This is a genomic window from Hylemonella sp. GW821-FHT10B10 (genome assembly GCF_059415585.1).
Map to the genome: position 1 here is coordinate 1,593,899 of NZ_JBWKNN010000001.1, position 19,578 is coordinate 1,613,476.

Here is a 19,578-nt window from a genome sequence, read left to right on the forward strand (position 1 = left end):
GTTCTTCAGTCAATGTAGAACGATCCCGGAGTTTCTCATAATTTTTCGCCAATTTCAAGGCGTGCTTATCTATTTCATATTATGAATTTCAAACAAACCCAAGAAAGTCATACGGAATACACTAGCTAGACATGGACATACGATTGAGCACACTGCTGCCTAGACTGCGCGAACTCCCCGCGCTGCTCCGCCTGCAGCAGTGGTGGCGGCGGCAGTCCCCACATCGCCAGGACCGCTACGCCATGTTGGCGCCACTGCTGGCCGTTCTGCTATTTCTCGCCGCCATCGTGGCCGCCTTCGGTTACCTGCGACTCGAGGAAATGGAACGCGAACAGGAGGCGGTACGCCGTGACGTGGAATACGCACAGCAGCGTATGCGCCTGCGCCTGCTGGAACGTCAGGAGGAACTGGTGCGCCTGGCCCAGGAAATCTCCGGCCAGGAGGTCGATACCGAGCAGTTCCGCAACCGCGCCAACGTACTGCTGCACCAGTACCCCGAGCTGCAAGGCCTGAGTTGGCTTGACGAACGCCGCCGCCTGCGCGCAGCCCAGGGCAATCCCGGCGTGGCCCACAGCTTGGCCAATAGCCCCGGCCGTACCAGTGCGTTGCCGGAAAAACCCAGCGAAACAGAGAACGCCTTTGCCCTGGCGCGGGAACTGCGCCAGCCCATCTACGTGCAGCGCAGCGCCACGCCAGACGGCACCTCTCTATTGGAGCTGCACCTGCCCCTGCAAAGCCGCACCCGCTTCAGCGGTGTGCTGTTGGCCGAATACTCGCTGGACACGCTCTACCGCTATGGCGTCCCCTCGGAAGTCTCGGCCCGCTACGCCGTCTCGCTGCGAGACTCACGCGGCGAAGTACTGGCCGGCAGCAGCGCGCCCAAACGCAACCGGGCAGGCCAGTGGCTGGGCTGGGCCGCCAGCGCGAACGAATACGAGGTCCCGGTCTCGCCCGTGGGCAATGGCCTGGTGCTGCACGCCCAGGCCTACCGCGCCTCGCTGGGTGTGATCGGCAGCGGCCTGTTCTGGCTGGTGGGCACGCTCAGCGCGATGACCGCCTGGATGCTGATCGCCAACTGGCGCCACACGCGCCGACGCATGCAGGCCCAGCAGGCCCTGGTGCTGGAGACCAATTTCCGCCGCGCCATGGAGAACTCTATGCCCACCGGCATGCGCGCGCTGGACCTGCAGGGCCGCATCACCTATGTCAACGCCGCCTTCTGCCAGATGACGGGCTGGAGCGAACGCGAGCTGGTTGGCTGTACCGCCCCCTTCCCCTATTGGCCCGAGGAAGACCGCGACATGCTGATGGGACGGCTGGAAGACGAGTTGACCGGCCGTGTGACCCCGGGGGGCTTCCAGGTGCGCGTCAAGCGCAAGGACGGCACCCTGTTCGATGCCCGCATCTACGTCTCGCCGCTGATCGACGCGCGCGGCCTGCAGACTGGCTGGATGACCTCGATGACCGACATCACCGAGCCCAACCGCGTGCGCGAGCAGCTCTATGCCTCCTACGAGCGATTCACCACCGTACTGGAGGCCCTGGACGCCTCGGTGTCGGTGGCACCGCTGGGCACAGACGAACTGCTGTTCGCCAACAAGCTCTACCGGCTCTGGTTCCACGAACACAGCAGCGGCCATGTGCGCCTTTCCACCCAGGCTGGCATGCCGGCCCGTGTGAGCAGCGAGGACAGCCACGACAGCGTGGACGGCCTGATGGGCATGCCCACCAGCGCCCTGCCCGATGCCGAGGTCGAAAACGCCGAAGTCTATGTGGAGGAACTCGACAAGTGGCTGGAGGTGCGCACTCGTTACCTGACCTGGGTGGATGGCCGCCTGGCGCAGATGGTCATCGCCACCGACATCACGCCGCGCCGCCTGGCCGAGGCCCAGTCCGCCGCCCAGGCCGAGCGCGCACAGACTGCCAGCCGCCTGATCACCATGGGCGAGATGGCCTCCAGCGTCGCGCACGAGCTCAACCAGCCTCTGACCGCCATCAACAACTACTGCAACGGCATGGTCTCGCGCATCAAGGCCCAGCAGATTTCCGAGGAGGACCTGCTGGGCGCATTGGAAAAAACTGCCAAGCAGGCCCAGCGCGCCGGCCAGATCATCCAGCGCATCCGTTCCTTCGTGAAGCGCAGCGAACCCAACCGAACGCTCTCCGAGATCACGGTCATGGTCAACGAAGCGGTGGAGCTGGCCGAGATCGAGCTGCGGCGCTACAACGTGCGTCTGAGCTACTTCATGGCCGACCTACCCCCTGTGCTGGTCGACCCCATCCTGATCGAGCAGGTGCTGGTCAACCTGCTCAAGAACGCGGCTGAATCCATTGTCCATGCCCAGCGCCCGCCCCAGCAGCGCCGTGTAGAGCTGCACGTGCTGCCCGCCCTCGTGGAGGGCAAGCCGGTCGTCGAGTTCACCGTGACAGACACCGGCCGCGGCATTGCCCCAGAGGTCATGGCCCGCCTGTACGAGGCCTTCCACACGACCAAGGCCGAGGGCATGGGCATCGGCCTGTCCCTGTGCCGTTCCATCGTCGAGTCACACCAGGGCCGGATGAAGGCCGAGAACCTCTACAATGGCTCCGAAGTCACAGGCTGCCGCTTCACCTTCTGGCTGCCTGCGGACGGACAAACGGCTGCGTCAGCCGCCTCACAACTGCAAGCAGAGAAAATCTCAGGTTAGAGCATGAGTCTGATTCCGAAAAAAGGCACGGTCTATGTGGTCGACGACGACGAGGCCGTGCGCGACTCGCTGCAATGGCTGCTCGAGGGCAAGGACTACCGGGTACGTTGCTTCGACTCTGCCGAGTCCTTCCTGAACCGCTACGACCCCCGTGAGGTTGCCTGCCTCATCGTCGACATCCGCATGGAAGGCATGACCGGGCTGGAACTGCAGAACCGCCTGCTCGAAAGCCATTCCCCCCTGCCCATCGTCTTCATCACCGGCCACGGCGACGTACCCATGGCGGTGGACACCATGAAAAAGGGTGCCATGGACTTCATCCAGAAGCCCTTCAAGGAAGACCAGCTGGTGACCCTGGTCGAGCGCATGCTGGACCGCGCCCGAGACACCTTCAGCGTGCACCAGCAGGCCGCCAGCCGTGACGCCCTGCTTGCCAAGTTGACCCTGCGCGAAAGCCAGGTGCTCGAGCGCATCGTCGCCGGCCGCCTCAACAAGCAGATCGCCGACGACCTTGGCATCAGCATCAAGACAGTGGAGGCCCACCGCGCCAACATCATGGAAAAGCTCAACGCCAATACCGTGGCCGACCTGCTCAAGATCGCCCTGGGACAAGCCGCCAAGGCCTGACCCGCTCTGCACGCATCCGACGCCCGCCCCCGCGGGCGTTTTTACTTGAACGAAGACGACGACATGACCCAGACCTCCGCCCGCCTGATCGACGGCAATGCCCTCTCTCAACAACTGCGCGGCGACGTCGCCCAACGTGCCGCCGCCCTCAAGGCGCGTGGCATCACGCCCGGTCTCGCTGTGGTGCTGGTCGGCGACAACCCGGCCTCCCAGGTCTATGTGCGCAACAAGGTCAAGGCCTGCTCCGAAGCCGGCCTGCATTCGGTATTGGAGAAGTACGAAGCCTCCATGACCGAGGCGCAGTTGCTAGCGCGCGTGGAAGCCCTGAACAATGACCCGACCATCCACGGCATCCTGGTGCAGTTGCCCCTGCCGGCACACATAGACGCGCACAAGGTCATCGAGGCCATCTCCCCGGCCAAGGACGTGGATGGCTTCCACGTGGCCAGCGCGGGCGCGCTCATGGTGGGGCAGCCCGGTTTCTGGCCCTGCACCCCTTACGGCTGCATGAAGATGCTGGAAAGCATCCACTACGACCTCAAGGGCAAACATGCAGTGGTCATCGGGCGCTCCAACATCGTGGGCAAGCCCATGGCGCTGATGCTGCTGCAGCAGAACGCCACGGTGACGATCTGCCACAGCGGCACGAAGGATCTGAAAGCCATGACCCTGCAGGCCGACGTGGTGGTCGCAGCCGTGGGCAAGCGCAATGTGCTGACCGCCGACATGGTCAAACCCGGTGCCGTGGTGATTGACGTGGGCATGAACCGCAACGATGAGGGCAAGCTCTGCGGCGACGTGGACTTCGAGGGCGTGAAGCAGGTGGCGGGCTGGGTCACCCCGGTGCCCGGCGGCGTCGGGCCCATGACCATCACCATGCTGTTGGTCAACACCCTGGAAGCTGCCGAACGCATGGCAGGCTGATCGGCATCATCAGCAAAAGCAATGAGGACATGGCTTGAATCGGGCCCCACAGACCGCACAATGCAAGATATGAGCAATCCCCTCCTCGACGCTTCCGACCTGCCTCCCTTCGACCGTATCCGTCCGGAACACGTGGCCCCGGCCATGGACGTCTTGTTGCAGACCTCCAATAAGGCGCTGGAACATGTCACCGCAGCGGACTTCCCGGCCGACTGGTCGGCCATCGCTCGGGAACTGGATGTGGCCACCGAGAAGCTGGGCCGCGCCTGGGGCGCCATCAGCCACCTCAACAGCGTGGCCGACACGCCCGAGCTGCGTGCCGCCTACAACGAGGCCCTGCCAAGGGTGACCGAGTTCTGGACCCGCCTGGGATCCGACGAGCGCCTGTACGCCAAGTACAAGACCATCGATCCTTCCAGCCTGAATGCAGAGCAGCGTCAGGCGCACCAGAACGCCTTGCGCAACTTCGTGCTGGGCGGGGCCGACCTGCGTGACGCCGCCAAGGAGCGCTTTGCCCAGATCCAGGAGCGCCAGGCCGAGCTGAGCCAGAAGTTCAGCGAAAACACCCTCGATGCCACCGATGCCTGGTCCTATTACGCCAGCGCAGCCGAACTCGAAGGCGTGCCAGCCGACGTGCGACAGGCCGCGCGCGCAGCCGCCGAAACTGAAGGTAAGGAAGGCCACAAGCTCACGCTTAAGATGCCCTGCTACCTGCCCGTCATGCAGTTCGCCAAAAGCAGCGAGCTGCGCCACAAACTCTACCGCGCCTACACCACGCGGGCCTCCGACCAGGCCGAAGGTGATGGCGCCAAGTTTGACAACAGCGCGCTGATCCGCGAAATCCTGGCCCTGCGCCAGGAAGAAGCCCGGCTGCTGGGTTACCTGAACTTCGGTGAAGTCTCGGTCGTGCCCAAGATGGCCGAGTCCCCCCAGCAGGTGGTGCGTTTCCTTCGCGATCTGGCCCAGAAGGCCCGGCCCTACGCCGAGCAGGACGTAGCCGACCTCCGCGCCTATGCGCGGGACGAGCTGGGCATGACCGACCCGCAACCCTGGGACTGGTCCTATGCCTCCGAGCGCCTCAAGGAAGCGCGCTACGCCTTCAGCGAGCAGGAGGTCAAGCAGTACTTCACGGCACCGCGCGTGCTGGCGGGCCTGTTCAAGATCATCGAGACTCTGTTCGAGGTCTCCATCCGGCGCGACGCGGCCCCGGTCTGGCACCCGGCAGTGGAGTTCTACCGCATCGAACGCGACGGCCAGCTGGTCGGCCAGTTCTACCTCGACCAGCCGGCCCGCCCCGGCAAGCGCGGCGGCGCCTGGATGGACGATGTGCGCTCACGCTGGCTGCGCCCGGACAACGGCCGCCTGCAGATGCCGGTGGCCCACCTGGTCTGCAATTTTGCCGACGGCGTGGGAGACAAGCCCCCGCTGCTCACGCACGACGACGTCATCACCCTCTTCCACGAATTCGGCCATGGCCTGCACCACCTGCTGACGCAGGTCAACGAACGTGATGTCTCGGGCATCAGCGGCGTCGAATGGGATGCGGTGGAGCTGCCTAGCCAGTTCATGGAGAACTTCTGCTGGGAATGGGACGTGCTCAGGCACATGACGTCCCATGTCGAAACCGGTGAGCCCCTGCCGCGCGCGCTCTACGACAAGATGATCGCCGCCAAGAACTTCCAGAGCGGCCTGCAGACACTGCGGCAAATCGAGTTCGCCCTGTTCGACATGCTGCTGCACACCGAGCACGACCCGCAACAGGACTTCATGCCCCTGCTCGACCTGGTACGTGCCGAAATCGCCGTACTGCAGCCGCCAGCCTGGAGCCGTACGGCCCACACCTTCAGCCACGTATTTGCCGGGGGCTACGCGGCCGGCTACTACAGCTACAAGTGGGCCGAGGTGCTGAGCGCCGACGCCTATGCCGCCTTCGAGGAAACAGCGGGTAACGAGGGCTTGCCGAATGTAAAAACCGGGCGAAAATACCGCCAGGCCATCCTGGAGGCAGGCGGTAGCCGTCCAGCCATCGAATCCTTCAAGGCCTTCCGTGGGCGCGAGCCCAGCCTGGACGCCCTGTTGCGGCACCAGGGCATGGCCCGCTCCTAGGAAATCAGCACATAAGGAATAATGAGGCGCATGAAGACCCTATACCGACTCCGCCAGGCAGCCCTGCTGGCTGCGGCTGCCGTCCTGGCCCTGCTCCCCGTCCTGGCTTCGGCCCAGGGCATCTACCGCATCGTTGGCCCGGACGGCCGGGTCACCTTTTCCGACAAACCGCCCACCAGCAGCGAGAAGGCCACGGCCCTGAGTCCAAGCGGCCGCTCGGCGCAAAGCGGCACGGCTGGCGAATTGCCCTTCGAACTGCGAGAGGCCATGAACCGCTACCCGGTGACGCTGTATACCGGCGACAACTGCGAGCCCTGTGGTGCAGCCCGCAATCTGCTGAACTCGCGCGGTATTCCCTTTACCGAACGGACCATCATCACGGCCCAAGACGTCGAGGCGCTCAAACGCTTGGGCATGGAAGCCATGATCCCGGCTGCGACTATCGGCGGACAACGCCTCAAAGGCTATTCCGAAGGCGAGTGGAGTGGATACCTTGACGCTGCAGGCTACCCCAAGACCTCCCGCCTGCCCTCCGGCTATCGCAACCCTTCGGCCAGCCCACTGGCGCCTATTGCAGAAGCCGCACCCGCTCCGGCGGCAGGCCCAGTGGCCGCCCCGCCTACGCCCAGCGCACCAGCTCCCGGCCCCACGCCGGACAATCCGACCGGCATCGTCTTCTGATCCACAAGGGGCCTCGCGAGGCCCCTTGTCCATTCAGTACATCAGGGTCTTCACGCCGCTGGCCGTGCCGAGCAGGCAGACCTGGGCACGCTGGTGCGCGAACACCCCCACGGTCAGCACACCCGGCCACTGGTTGACCTCGGACTCGAAAGCCAGGGGATCCCTGATCTGCAGGCCCGTCACGTCCAGGATGTGCTGGCCGTTATCGGTCACCAGCGGCTGTCCATCCTTCAGACGCAGCCGGGCCGTGCCGCCCAGGGCAGCAAACTGGCGTACCAGGCGCTGGGTCGCCATGGGAATTACTTCGACCGGCAGCGGGAACTTGCCCAGCACCGCGACTTGCTTGGACTCGTCGGCAATGCAGACAAAACGGCGCGACTGGGCCGCCACGATCTTCTCGCGTGTGAGCGCCGCGCCGCCGCCCTTGATCATGTTGCCTTGGCCATCGATCTCGTCGGCGCCGTCGATGTAGACCGAGAGTTCGCCGACTTCGTTGGCATCGAACACCGGGATGCCCAGCGCCCGCAGCCGCTCGGTGCTCGCCACCGAGCTTGAAACGGCGCCCCTGATCTGGCCCTTCATACTCGCCAATGCGTCGATGAACTTGTTGACCGTGGAGCCGGTGCCGACCCCGACGATCTCGCCGGGAACCACGTAGTGCAATGCGGCCTGGCCGACCAGGGTTTTGAGTTCATCTTGGGTGAGCATGGGCATCGAAAAGGTAGGGTGGATGATCTGGGAAAATCGGAGGAACTGCAGGAATTATCCAATGTCTCTGATCCCCTACGCGCTTTCCCGTGCCATGTTGTTCCGCCTCGACCCGGAAGCTGCACATGAACTCACCATCAACATGCTGGCCCGCACCCAGAACACGCCCCTGGCCTGCACCTACAGCATGGCACGTGTGGAGGACCCCGTCACCCTGGCCGGGCTGACGTTTCCCAATCGTGTGGGCATGGCCGCCGGCCTGGACAAGAACGCCCGCTGCATTGACGGCCTGGGTGCCATGGGCTTCGGCTTCGTCGAGGTCGGTACCGTGACGCCGCTGGCCCAGCCCGGCAACCCCAAGCCCCGCATGTTCCGCCTGCCGGCAGCGAATGCGTTGATCAATCGCATGGGGTTCAACAACGAGGGCCTGGACGCCTTCCTGGCCCATGTGCAGCGCGCCACCTTCCGCCGCCGCAGCGGCACGCCCCTGCTGCTCGGCCTGAACATTGGCAAGAACGCCGCCACCCCCATCGAGCGTGCCACCGATGATTACCTGATCGGCCTGACCGGCGTTTACCCCCACGCCGACTACGTCACCATCAACATCTCCAGCCCGAACACCAAGAACCTGCGCGCGCTGCAGAGTGATGAGGCCCTGGACGCCCTGCTCGGCACCATAGCGTCCCGGCGTGAACAACTGGCGCAGCAGCACGGTAAACGCGTGCCTCTTTTCGTGAAGATCGCCCCGGACCTGGACGAGGAGCAGGTCAAGGTGATTGCGGCCACCCTGCTGCGGCACAAGATGGATGGTGTGATCGCCACCAACACCACGCTCAGCCGCGAAGCGGTTCAAGGCCAGCCCCACGCCGAGGAAACGGGTGGCCTCTCGGGCGCGCCGGTGCTGGAGATGAGCAACCGCGTGATCCGCCAGCTGCGCGCTGCGCTGGGCCCGGCGTATCCCATCGTCGGCGTGGGCGGCATCCTGAGCGCCGCAGATGCCGTGAGCAAGATCGACGCCGGTGCCGACCTGGTGCAGATCTACACCGGCCTGATTTATCAGGGTCCGCAGTTGGTGAAAGAGGCCGCCATGGCCATCAAGGCCCGGTACACGGGTCGCTGAAGTGAGCGGCCCTAGTCTGCGGCGCTGGAAAGCAGGGGCTGGTCCCAGGAGGGTTCGCCGGCAAAACGCTCGGCGAGAAACTGCACGAAGTTGCGTATGCGTTCCGGCAGCCGTCGATCCGGCAGAAACACGGCATACAGCGTGCTCTCCTGCAGCGCGTACTCCGGAAACAGCTGGACTAGGCGTCCGGCCACGATGTGCTCGCTGGCCGCGAAAGACGGCAAGACAGCGATGCCTACGCCGGCCACGGCCGCATCGAGGATGCCCTCGGCCACGTTCGCGCGCAGATTGCCCGACACGTTGACGGTCAGTTCGCCTTCACGTCCGCGAAAGCGCCATTCATTGCCCTTGGGCTTGTCGTAGACCAGGCAGTTGCAATTCAGCAGATCGCGCGGGGTGCGCGGCGTCGCATGGGCTGCCAGATAGGCCGGCGCAGCCACCACGACCCAGCGGCAGGGCGCCAGCCGGCGCGCGACCAGATTGCTCAGGCGTGGCTCTTCAGCCAGGCGGACCACCAGATCGGCGCTGCCCGAGATCAGGTCGGCAAAACGCTCCGAAAGGGTGACATCGATCTGGATCGAGGGGTTGTGCAAAAGAAACTCACTCACGGCCGGCAGCAGGTGCAGGCGCCCGAAGGTGATGGCCGTGCTGATGCGGATCAAGCCATGGGAGCCACGTGACAGCTCCTCGACGTCGCGCACGGCGTCCCCAGCGTCGGCCACAATGCGGGCGCAACGCTCGTAGAAGCGCTCGCCCGCCTGGGTCAGGCCCAACTTGCGAGTGCTGCGGTTGAGCAGCTTCACGCCCAGTGACGCCTCAAGTTCCTGGATATGGCGGCTCGCCAAGGCCTTGGATATCCCGCAACGATCAGCGGCCACGGTGAAGCTCTTGGCATCCACCACCGCGACGAAGGTGGCCAAGGCGTTCAGATCGCGCATCGCGCACCACCCGTAAACAATGAATTCACAGAAACCCGTTTCCTAAGCCTGAGCTTAAAAGTATATTCGTCCGGAGCTTGTACGCTGCGCCCGTGCCTTTGCATGGCCGTCTTGCCCATCCTTGAAAGACCGATATCGTGATCTGGAGCGAAGAATATTCCGTGACCCGCGAGGGCGTTCAACTGCATGTGTTCCGCAAGCGGGCCCAGGCACCCGTGGCGGGCGAGACGCCGCGCCCGGTACTGATGCTCGTGCACGGCTCCACCGTCTCGGGACGCAACACCTATGACCTGCAGGTGCCCGGCGGCAAAGACTATTCGGTGATGGACTATTTCGCCGAGCGCGGTTATGACGTCTGGACCATGGACCATGAGGGCTACGGCCGTTCGGGCTGGTCGGGCCGTGGCAACAGCGACATCCAGACCGGGGCCAAGGATCTGGCCGCCGCCATTCCCCTGGTGCTGCAAAAGACCGGCGCGAAAAAGATCAACCTGTTTGGCTCGTCCTCCGGCGCCCTGCGCGCCTGCCTTTACACGGCCGCACATCCCGACACTGTCGCCCGACTGGGCCTTTCTGCCCTGGTCTACACCGGGGCCGGCTCTCCCACGCTGGAGCAGCGTCGCAAGAAGTTGCCCGAGTACTCGGCCAGCCCGCGCCGCAAGGTGGACTTGGCCTTTTATGAGGGCATGTTCAACCGCGACAAGCCCGGCAGCAGCGAGGACGTCGTGCCCAAGGCCATCGCCGCGGCAGAGTTGCCGCTGGTCAGCGAGGTGCCGACGGGCACTTATGTGGACATGTGCGCCAACCTGCCGGTGGCCACGCCCGAGGCCATCCCCTGCCCCGTGCTGGTGATCCGCGGCGAATACGACGGCATCGCCGCTGAGCCTGACCTGCTGGACTTCTTCGCCCGCCTGCCTACCAAGGACAAGGAGTTCGTGGTGCTCTCAGGCATCGCCCATAACCCCATGATGGGTGTGCAGCGGAACAAGTTCCACTACGCACTCGAGACTTTCCTGCGCCGGCCTGCTTGAGCGTCCTACAAGACCTGAAGGTACACAAATGACACAAGTACAGTGGACCGGTGGCATCGAGCACTGGACCCGCAAGGGCGACATCAAGCTCTTTCTCTGGCAGAAACCCGCCAATCCCAAGGTGCCCAGTGCCGGCACCATCCTCTTCGTACATGGTTCTTCCATGGCCTCGCAGCCGACCTTTGACCTTTCGGTTCCAGGTCGGCCACACTCCTCGGTCATGGACTGGTTTGCCGAACGCGGCTTCGACACCTGGTGCATGGACAACGAAGGCTATGGCCGCTCCGACAAGCATCGGCCCATCAACTTCGATATCAGCAACGGTGCCGATGACCTGGCCGCAGGCAGCGAGTACATCCTGGGCAAGACCGGCGCCCGCCAGTTGATGGTCTATGGTATTTCTTCCGGTGCGCTCAAGGCTGCGTTGTTCACCGAACGCCATCCGGAGCGCGTGGCCCGTCTGGCCCTGGACGCTTTCGTCTGGACCGGCGAAGGCAGCCCGACCCTGGCCGAGCGCAAGAAGAAATTGCCGGAATTCATCGCCAGGAACAGCCGTCCCATCGACCGGGCCTTTGTGCACAGCATCTTCAACCGCGACCACCCTGGCTGCGCCGACGAAGCAACCAAAGAGGCCTTCGCCGATGCCATCCTCACACTGGACAGCGCCATGCCCACCGGAACCTATGTGGACATGTGCTCAAAGCTGCCGATCATCGAACCGCGCAGGATCCAGGCGCCCACGCTCATCATGCGCGGCGAATTCGACGGCATCGCAAGCCTGGACGATCTGCTGAAGTTCTACCAGCTGCTGCCCTGCAGCAACAAGCAGTTCAGCATCATGCAGGGTATCTCCCATGCGAGCTTCCAGCAGAAGAACTATCTAATGGTCTACGCCATCCTGCACGGCTTCTTCGCCATGCCTGAACCAAGCTACAAGGGGTAATTCCATGCACATGCAAGCCAACACACGTCGCCTTCTGCTCGCCGGCCTGCTGGGTCTGTCGGCCTTCGGCGCCGCCGCGCAGGGCTATCCCAATCGCCCGGTGAAGATCGTCGTGCCCTTCGGTCCGGGCGGTTTCACCGACGTCGTCGCGCGCATCCTGGGGCAGAAGCTGGGCGCGGCCATGGGCGGCTCTTTCGTGATCGAGAACAAACCCGGCGCCGGCTCCACCATCGGCGCCGATCAGGTTGCCAAGGCCGCCCCCGATGGCTACACCCTGGTCATGATCTCCTCGACCCACACGATCAGCCCGGCTCTCTACAAGAGCATCCCCTACGACCCGATCAAGAGCTTCACACCGATCAGCAAGCTGGTGGATTCCGCCTATGTGCTGGTGGTCAACGCCAGCAACGTGAAAGCCAACAACGTGAAGGAGTTCATCGCGCTGGCCAAAGCCCAGCCCGATACCCTGCGCTACGCTTCCTCGGGCAACGGCAGCACGCAGCACCTGATGGGTGGCCTGTTCATCTCCATGACCGATGCCAAGCTGCAGCACATCCCCTACCGGGGCAGCAATCTGGCCATGACCGACCTGATCGGTGGCGTGGTGGAAAGCAGTTTTGCCGGCGTCACCAATGCGCTGCCCCATCTGGCCAGCGGCAAGCTCAAGGCCCTCGCCGTGACCACGGCCACCCGCGCTCCGCAACTGCCCGACGTGCCCACGATGCAGGAAGCCGGCGTGGCCGGTTACGACGCCAGCAACTGGCTGGCCCTGCTGGGTCCCGCTGGCATGCCCAAGGAAATCGTGCAACGCCTCAACCGCGAGATCGCCAAGCTCATGGCATTGCCCGACACCCAGAAGGCATTGTTCGATGCGGGTGTGCAGGTCAGCCTGTCCACGCCTGAAGGCCTGACCAAGCTCATGCAGGACGAGACCGTCAAGTGGGGCAAGATCGTCAAGGACGCCGGCGTCACCATCGACTGAGCCGGCTCAGAGCAGTTTCAGCACCTGTTCCGCTATCGCCAGGCTGCTGGTCAGCCCGGGTGATTCAATACCGAAAAGGTTGACCAGGCCGGGCACGCCGTGCCCGGCCTGCCCCTGGATCTGGAAGTCACGCGCCGCCTCGCCCGGACCATTGATCTTCGGCCTTATGCCGGCGTAACCGGCCAGCAAGGCCCCGTCGGGCAGACCCGGCCAGTACTTGCGGACCTCGGCGTAGAAGGCATCACCACGCGCCGGGTCCACCACCAGTTCACCCGGCGAGTCCACCCACTGCACGTCGGGGCCGAACTTGGCCTGGCCACCCAGATCGATCGTCAGGTGCACGCCCAGACCGGCGGCCTCGGGCACCGGATAGATCAGGCGAGCAAAAGGCGAACGGCCACTGAGCGTGAAGTAGTTGCCTTTAGCGTAGTACTCGCCGGGGACGTGTACCGGGTCCAGGCCCTCGAAACGGCGCGCCAGCGTCGGCGCATGCACCCCCGACGCATTGACCACCGTGCGGGCAAGCAGCTGCGTGCCATCCTGTGCCGTCAGCGCCAAACCCTGCGATATCACGCGCGCACGCGCCAGGGGCGAATTGAAGGCCAGCAGGCCGCCGGCGTTTTCCAGGTCCCCCTGCAAGGCCAGCATCAGGCCGTGGCTGTCCACGATGCCGGTGCTGGGAGAGTGGACGGCCGCCACGCATTCCAGCGCCGGCTCCAAAGCCTGGGCCTGTTCACGCGTCAGCAGGACAAGATCGTTGACACCATTCGCTGCGGCCTTGGCGATGATGCCCTGCAACTCGCTCACCTGCGCCTGGGATGTCGCGACGATGAGCTTGCCGCAACGCCGGTGCCCGATGCCGCGCTCGGTACAGTAGTCGTAAAGCATCTGCCGACCCTGCACGCAGAGCCGGGCCTTGAGCGAACCTTGAGGATAGTAGATGCCGGCGTGGATGACCTCGCTGTTACGCGAGCTGGTCTGGGTACCGATGGCGTCCATCGCCTCCAGCACCAGCACCTCACGCCCGGACAAGGCCAGCGCCCGCGCCGTCGCCAGGCCCACCACACCTGCCCCCACCACCACCGCATCCACCTGCTCCACAGCTCAGCTCCTCAGAAGGGCAAAGCTGGGAGCATAAGCGAGCAGCCGATCAGCCCTCTTCGCCGCCCAGGGCCTTGTAGAGCTGAGCGGCGGCCGACCACATGGCGCGGCGAACCTGGATCAGGTTCTGCTGCACCGTGAAAAGCTGGCGCTGCGCGTCCAGCACCTCGAGGAAGCTGCCCACACCCTGGCGGTAACGCGCCTGCGCAATGTCGGCCGCGCGCAGTTGCGAACGCTCCTGCGCCTCCACCGCCTTGAGCTGCTCGGCCAGTTGGTCGCGCGAGACCAGCAGATCGGCCACCTCGCGGAAGGCCTGCTGCACGGTACGCTCGTAATCCGCCACCGCGATCTCCTTGCGCACCGTGGCCAGGTCCAGGCTGGAACTGTTGCGGCCGTAGTCGAAGATGGGCAGGCTGATGCTGGGCGTGAAGCTCCAGGCATCGGATCCGCTCTTGAACAGACCGTCGATCTCGCGGCTGGCCGTTCCGGCCGAAGCGGTCAGGGCGATACGCGGGAAGAAGGCCGCGCGCGCTGCGCCGATGTTCGCGTTGGCCGCCAGCAGGCGCTGCTCGGCCGCCAGAACGTCGGGGCGACGCACCAACACCTGCGAAGGCACGTCGGCCTGCTGTTCCAGCGTGATGCCCTGCTCGGCCAGCGCCTTGCCCGCAGGCAGGTCCTTGGGCTCGGTCCCGACCAGGGCACGCAGGTAGTTGCGCGCTGCCGATTGCTGGCGCAACAGGGCCGACACTTCGGCGCGTGCCCCCTCAAAAGCTGCATCGGCCTGCAGGTAGTCCAGGTCGCCAGCCAGTCCCGCCTGGCGCCGGCGGTCCACCAGCTCACGGGTCTGGGCCCGGGTCTCCAGGGCGGACTGGGCCAGTACCAGACGCTCCTGCGCCTCGCTCAAAGAGAGATAGGCATCGGCCACACTGGACACCAGCGTCAGGCGGAAGGAACGCTCGGCCTGCTCCGTCGCCAGGTAGGAAGCCTTGGCGGCTTCGCTGAGGCTGGCCACACGCCCCCAGAAGTCGAGCTCGAAAGACGACAGACCGACGTTGACGTCGGCACGCTGGCCGATCACCGCTGCACCGGTCGTCGACAGGTCGGCCGGCGTGCGGCTGCGCGTCAGCGAGCCGCCGACGGCAAGCGTGGGCAGGCGGTCGGCCCGCTGGATGCCGTAGAGCGCCTGGGCCTCGGCCACGCGGGCCGTGGCGATACGCAGGTCGCGGTTGTGTTCCAGGGCCAGCTTGATCAGGGCGCGCAGGCGCTCGTCGGGGAAGAAGCTGGCCCAGTCCACCGGCTTGCTCGGTGCCGCAGCGGCCTTGACATCGTCGGGCCAGGCGTCCGGTACGGCGAGCGCGGGACGCTCGTACGTGGGCGCGAAGGAACAGCCGGCCAGGGCCAGCACCGCGAGCATAGCTGCGTAACGAATTTGCTTAGGCGCCATGGTGGCCCTCCTCGCCTGCGGATGCACCGCGCTGACGGCTGTGACCCGGGAACAATCGGCTCACAACCAGGTAAAACACCGGCACCAGGAAGATGGCCAGCACAGTGGCTGCGATCATGCCGCCCATCACACCGGTGCCAATGGCATGCCGGCTCTGCGCGCCCGCGCCAGTGGAGATGGCCAGGGGCAGCACGCCGACGATGAAGGCGATCGAGGTCATCAGGATGGGGCGCAGACGCAGGCGGCAGGCCTCGAGGATGGCTTCCTTGAGCGCCATGCCCTGGTCCTGCAAGGTGCGCGCGAACTCGATGATCAGGATGGCGTTCTTCGAGGACAGGCCGATCGTCGCGATCAGGCCAACCTTGAAGTAGACGTCATTGGGCAGGCCGCGCATGTAAACCGCCAGCAGCGCACCGAAGATGCCCAGCGGCACCACCAGCATGACCGAGAACGGAATCGTCCAGCTCTCGTAGAGTGCGGCCAGACAGAGGAAGACCACGACCAGCGAAACCGCAAACAGGAGCGGCGCCTGCGAGCCCGACAGACTTTCCTCGAAGGAGGTGCCGGACCAGGAATAGCCTATGCCGTTCGGCATCTGGCCCGCCACGTCACCCATGGCCTGCATGGCCTCGCCCGTGCTGTGGCCCGGTGCCGGGTTGCCCGAAAGCTTGACGGAGGGCACGCCGTTGTAGCGGTCCAGGCGGGGGGCACCGACCATCCACAAGGGCTTGACCACCTCGGACAAGGAGACCATGCCGCCACTGCGGTTGCGCACCTGCACACGCATCATCGCCTCGGGGCTGGTACGCACCGAAGGATCCGCCTGCATCTGCACGCGCAGGATACGACCCTGGCGCTCGAAGTCGTTGATGTAGGACACGCCGAACAGGGTCTGCAAAGTGTCATTGAGCGTGCCGATGTCCACGCCCAGAGCCTGCGCCTTCTCGCGGTCGATCTGCAGCAGAAGCTGCGGACCCGGCGGCATGCCCTCCATGCGCACGCCGGCCAGGGCCTTGTTGGCGTTAGCCACCTGCACGGCCATGGCCTGGGCCGCGGCCAGTTGCTCACGGCCCAGACCGCCTCGGTCCTGCAGGCGGAAGTCGAAACCACCCACAGCCGCCAGCTCGGGGATGGGCGGCGGATTGACGCTGAAGATGAAGGCCTGCTTGATGCCGAAGAGCATCATGTTGGCGCGCTGGACCACAGCGGTGGCACTGCTCTCCTTGGCCTTGCGCTCGTCCCAATTCTTCAGGCGCGTGAAGATCAGGCCCGCGTTCTGGCCGCGGCCGAAGAAGGAGAAGCCGACCACGCCCACGGTGTGTTCCACCTCGGGCTGTGCCAGAAAGAACTGCTCGGCCTGCTGGATCACCTCCACCGTACGCTCCTGCGTCGCGCCCGGCGGCAGCATCACCATGCTGATGAAATAACCCTGGTCTTCCTCGGGCAGGAAGCTGCCCGGCAGCTTGGCAAACATCCAAACTGTTGCTGCCAGGATGGCACCATAGACGATGAGCCACCGACCCGGACGGCCCAGCAGACGCGTCACGTTGCGGATATAGCCGCGCGTGGCGGCCGCGAAGCCGCGGTTGAACCAGCCGAAGAAACCCGTGGTGGGCAGCACGCCCGCCTCACCCGGCTTGTGGGGCTTGAGCAGCGTGGCGCACAGGGCCGGCGTCAGCGTCAGGGCCATCAGGGCCGAGAAGAGCATGGTCAGCACCAGGGTCACGGCAAACTGGCGGTAGATCGCCCCCACCGATCCCGAGAAGAAGGCCATGGGAATGAACACCGCCGACAACACCACGGTGATGCCAATGATGGCGCCCACGATCTGGTCCATGGCCTTGGCCGTGGCGTCACGCGGCGACAGGTGCTCCTCGCTCATGATGCGCTCGACGTTCTCCACCACCACGATGGCATCGTCCACCACGATACCGATGGCCAATACCATGGCGAAGAGCGTCAGCACGTTGATCGAATACCCCAGCACATAGAGGCCCAGCGCCGCGCCGATCAGCGAGATCGGCACCACGATGGTGGGGATCAGCGTCGCACGGAAGTTCTCGAGGAAGAGGTACATCACGATGAAGACCAGGAACACCGCTTCGAACAGTGTCTTGACCACCTCATTGATCGAGATATCGATGAAGGGCGTGGTGTCGTAGGGCACGTCCCAGGCGATGCCCTTGGGGAAGTAACGCTCGAGCTCCTTCATGCGTGCACGCACGGCCTTGGCCGTGTCCATGGCGTTGGCACCCGGCGAGACCTTGACACCCACGGCCGCGGTCGGCTGGCTGTCCAGGCGCGCAAAGATGGAATAGTCCTGTGCGCCCAGTTCCACACGTGCCACGTCGCGCACGCGCACCAGCGAACCGTCAGTCTGCGCACGTACCACCACGTTACCGAACTCTTCGGTCGTGGTCAGACGGCCGCGCGTGATCACGGTGGCGGCATACTCCATGCCCTTGGGTGCGGGTGGCTGGTTCACCTCACCCACCGCCAGCAGCACGTTCTGCGCACGCACGGCGGTGATGACCTCGGTCGGCGTGAGGCGGTAGGCCGCGAGCTTGTCGGGGTCGACCCACAGGCGCATGGCGTACTCGGAGCCGAAGAGCTGAGCTTCGCCCACGCCAGGCACGCGCCGCAGTTCATCGATCACGCTGGCCGCCACATAACTCGCCAGGTCCACACCATTGAGGCTCTTGTCCGGCGAAAACAGCGTGATGAACATCAGGTAGTTGCGCCGCGTCTTGGTCACGGTCACGCCCAGGCGCTTGACCTCATCGGGCAGGCGGGCTTCCACACGCTTGATGCGGTTCTGCGTCTCGACCGAGGCGATCTCGACGTTGGTCCCTGTCTTGAAGGTCAGGTTGATGGTGCCGGTGCTCTGCTCCGAGGTCGAATCCATGTAGAGCAGGTTCTCGATGCCGTTCATCTCCTGCTCGATCAGGGCCACCACGGTGTCCTCGACCACCTTGGCCGAGGCCCCGGGATAGGTCACATTGACGGCCAGCGCGGGCGGCGCAACCTCGGGATACTGAGCCACGGGCAACTGGCGCAAGGCCAGGGCCCCGGCCAGCAAGATGACCAGCGCAATCACCCAGGCAAAGACCGGACGGTCTACGAAAAATTTTGCCATGGTGTATTACTTCCCTTGTTTGGCAGGCGCGGCGGCGGTCCCGGCCGGCGCCCAGGGCACGGGTTTGACCGTGCTGCCCGGATAGGCCTTCATGTGGCCCTCCACGATCACCTGCTCACCACCGTTGAGGCCGCTGAGCACGGTCCAGCTGCTGCCGCTCATGCCCCCCAGCTTGACGGGACGTGGCGCGACCTTGCCGTCCTCGCCCACGATCAGCACCGAAGCGCCAGCCGGCGACAGCTGTACGGCCCGCTGCGGCAGCGTGATCAGCTTATCAGCTTTGGCCTGCGCATAACGCACGCGCACGAACATGCCGGGCAGCAGTTCCTTCTTCGGATTCGGAAACTCGGCGCGCAACGAGACAGCCCCCGTACCCGGATCCACCGCCAGGTCCGAGAACAGCAACTTGCCTGTCAGCGGATAGACGCTGTCGTCCTCCAGCACGAGCTCCATGCGCGCCTTGGTCGCACTCTTCCAGCGGCCGCTCTTGATGGCATCGCGCAAGGCCAGCAGCTCGGCGCTGCTCTGCGTGAAGTTCACATAGATCGGGTCGATCTGCTCGATGGTGGCCAGTTGCGTGGCCTCGCCACGGCCGACCAGCGCGCCTTCGGTCACCAGCGTGCGGCCGATGCGGCCCGAGATCGGGGCCGGCACGGTGGTGCTCTCCAGATCCAGTTCGGCGCGCGACAGCGCGGCCTCGGTCTGGCGCAGACGGGCCTCGGCGGTATCGAGTTCCTGCTGGCTGACCGCCTTGATCTCGACCAGCGGCCGGTAGCGGTTCACCACGGCCCGTGCGGCGGCGGCATCGGCCTTGGCGGCCTCGAAATTGGTGCGGTAGGTCCGCGGATCGATCCGGTACAGGGGCGCACCGGCCTTCACGTCAGAACCTTCGATGAAAAGACGCTTCTCGACGATGCCTTCCACGCGCGCGCGCACCTGGGCCGTGCGCCAGGCCTGCAGGCGGCCCGGCAGGTCCTTGGTCAGCAAGGCCTCGCCCTGACGAGCGATCACCACGGACACTTCCGAGGGCGGCGGTGCGGCGCCCGGCCCGGCGGCGGCCGGCTTGGGCGCATCGGACTTGCCACAGGCGCTGAGCAGGGCTGCCAGCGCCGCTGCGGCGAGAACGGAACGGTAAGCAAATGATTTCATT

At 65.0% G+C, this 19,578-nt stretch carries 15 protein-coding genes; 9 read left to right on the forward strand and 6 right to left on the reverse strand.

Features of this window, described 5'->3' with window-relative positions:
* The first annotated feature begins 131 nt into the window (after nt 1-131).
* The 5 genes from AC07NT_RS07795 (at nt 132) to AC07NT_RS07815 (ending at nt 7,025) form a co-directional block, all read left to right on the forward strand.
* Nucleotides 132-2,687 carry a PAS domain-containing sensor histidine kinase gene (locus AC07NT_RS07795; RefSeq protein WP_498612035.1) on the forward strand — a complete coding sequence of 852 codons (2,556 nt, stop codon included), beginning with the start codon at nt 132-134 and terminating at the stop codon, nt 2,685-2,687.
* 3 nt (nt 2,688-2,690) lie between these two features.
* Nucleotides 2,691-3,314 (forward strand): response regulator transcription factor, encoded by a 624-nt coding sequence (locus AC07NT_RS07800; RefSeq protein ID WP_498597043.1) that lies wholly within the window; start codon nt 2,691-2,693, stop codon nt 3,312-3,314.
* Between the two features lie 63 nt (nt 3,315-3,377).
* Nucleotides 3,378-4,238, forward strand: a complete 861-nt coding sequence (gene folD / locus AC07NT_RS07805) for a bifunctional methylenetetrahydrofolate dehydrogenase/methenyltetrahydrofolate cyclohydrolase FolD (RefSeq protein ID WP_498597042.1) — start codon at nt 3,378-3,380, stop codon at nt 4,236-4,238.
* A gap of 69 nt (nt 4,239-4,307) precedes the next feature.
* Nucleotides 4,308-6,344, forward strand: coding sequence for a M3 family metallopeptidase (locus tag AC07NT_RS07810; RefSeq protein ID WP_498597041.1), 2,037 nt, complete (start codon nt 4,308-4,310; stop codon nt 6,342-6,344).
* 30 nt (nt 6,345-6,374) lie between these two features.
* Entirely contained in the window at nt 6,375-7,025 is a 651-nt protein-coding gene (locus tag AC07NT_RS07815) for a glutaredoxin family protein (protein WP_498597040.1), read from the forward strand.
* A gap of 33 nt (nt 7,026-7,058) precedes the next feature.
* Here AC07NT_RS07815 and rpiA read toward each other — a convergent pair whose 3' ends face one another.
* Entirely contained in the window at nt 7,059-7,739 is a 681-nt protein-coding gene (rpiA, locus tag AC07NT_RS07820; RefSeq protein WP_498597039.1) for a ribose-5-phosphate isomerase RpiA, read from the reverse strand.
* A gap of 55 nt (nt 7,740-7,794) precedes the next feature.
* On the opposite strand from rpiA, the gene AC07NT_RS07825 reads away from it, so the two are divergent.
* Nucleotides 7,795-8,853: a quinone-dependent dihydroorotate dehydrogenase gene (locus tag AC07NT_RS07825; RefSeq protein WP_498597038.1), complete on the forward strand. Its 1,059-nt coding sequence runs from the start codon at nt 7,795-7,797 to the stop codon at nt 8,851-8,853.
* Between the two features lie 11 nt (nt 8,854-8,864).
* Here AC07NT_RS07825 and AC07NT_RS07830 read toward each other — a convergent pair whose 3' ends face one another.
* Entirely contained in the window at nt 8,865-9,791 is a 927-nt protein-coding gene (locus tag AC07NT_RS07830; protein ID WP_498597037.1) for a LysR substrate-binding domain-containing protein, read from the reverse strand.
* A 161-nt stretch (nt 9,792-9,952) separates the two neighbouring features.
* Between AC07NT_RS07830 and AC07NT_RS07835 the strand changes: the two genes are divergently transcribed.
* The 3 genes from AC07NT_RS07835 to AC07NT_RS07845 are packed head-to-tail and all read left to right on the forward strand — an operon-like array spanning nt 9,953 to nt 12,747.
* Entirely contained in the window at nt 9,953-10,822 is an 870-nt protein-coding gene (locus AC07NT_RS07835; RefSeq protein WP_498597036.1) for an alpha/beta hydrolase, read from the forward strand.
* A 28-nt stretch (nt 10,823-10,850) separates the two neighbouring features.
* Nucleotides 10,851-11,765, forward strand: coding sequence for an alpha/beta hydrolase (locus AC07NT_RS07840; RefSeq protein WP_498597035.1), 915 nt, complete (start codon nt 10,851-10,853; stop codon nt 11,763-11,765).
* Between the two features lie 4 nt (nt 11,766-11,769).
* Nucleotides 11,770-12,747, forward strand: a complete 978-nt coding sequence (locus AC07NT_RS07845) for a tripartite tricarboxylate transporter substrate binding protein (RefSeq protein ID WP_498597034.1) — start codon at nt 11,770-11,772, stop codon at nt 12,745-12,747.
* A gap of 6 nt (nt 12,748-12,753) precedes the next feature.
* Here the strand turns inward: AC07NT_RS07845 and AC07NT_RS07850 are convergent, their stop codons facing one another.
* The 4 genes from AC07NT_RS07850 to AC07NT_RS07865 are packed head-to-tail and all read right to left on the reverse strand — an operon-like array spanning nt 12,754 to nt 19,577.
* Nucleotides 12,754-13,848, reverse strand: coding sequence for an NAD(P)/FAD-dependent oxidoreductase (locus AC07NT_RS07850; protein WP_498597033.1), 1,095 nt, complete (start codon nt 13,846-13,848; stop codon nt 12,754-12,756).
* 49 nt (nt 13,849-13,897) lie between these two features.
* The gene (locus AC07NT_RS07855) at nt 13,898-15,292 is read right to left on the reverse strand and encodes an efflux transporter outer membrane subunit (protein WP_498597032.1); all 1,395 of its coding nucleotides are present in this window, start codon (nt 15,290-15,292) and stop codon (nt 13,898-13,900) included.
* Nucleotides 15,282-18,428, reverse strand: coding sequence for an efflux RND transporter permease subunit (locus tag AC07NT_RS07860; protein WP_498597031.1), 3,147 nt, complete (start codon nt 18,426-18,428; stop codon nt 15,282-15,284). The genes AC07NT_RS07855 and AC07NT_RS07860 overlap by 11 nt, the downstream gene beginning before the upstream one ends.
* Nucleotides 18,429-18,434: 6 nt before the next feature.
* Entirely contained in the window at nt 18,435-19,577 is a 1,143-nt protein-coding gene (locus tag AC07NT_RS07865; protein WP_498597030.1) for an efflux RND transporter periplasmic adaptor subunit, read from the reverse strand.
* Nucleotide 19,578 lies beyond the last annotated feature (1 nt).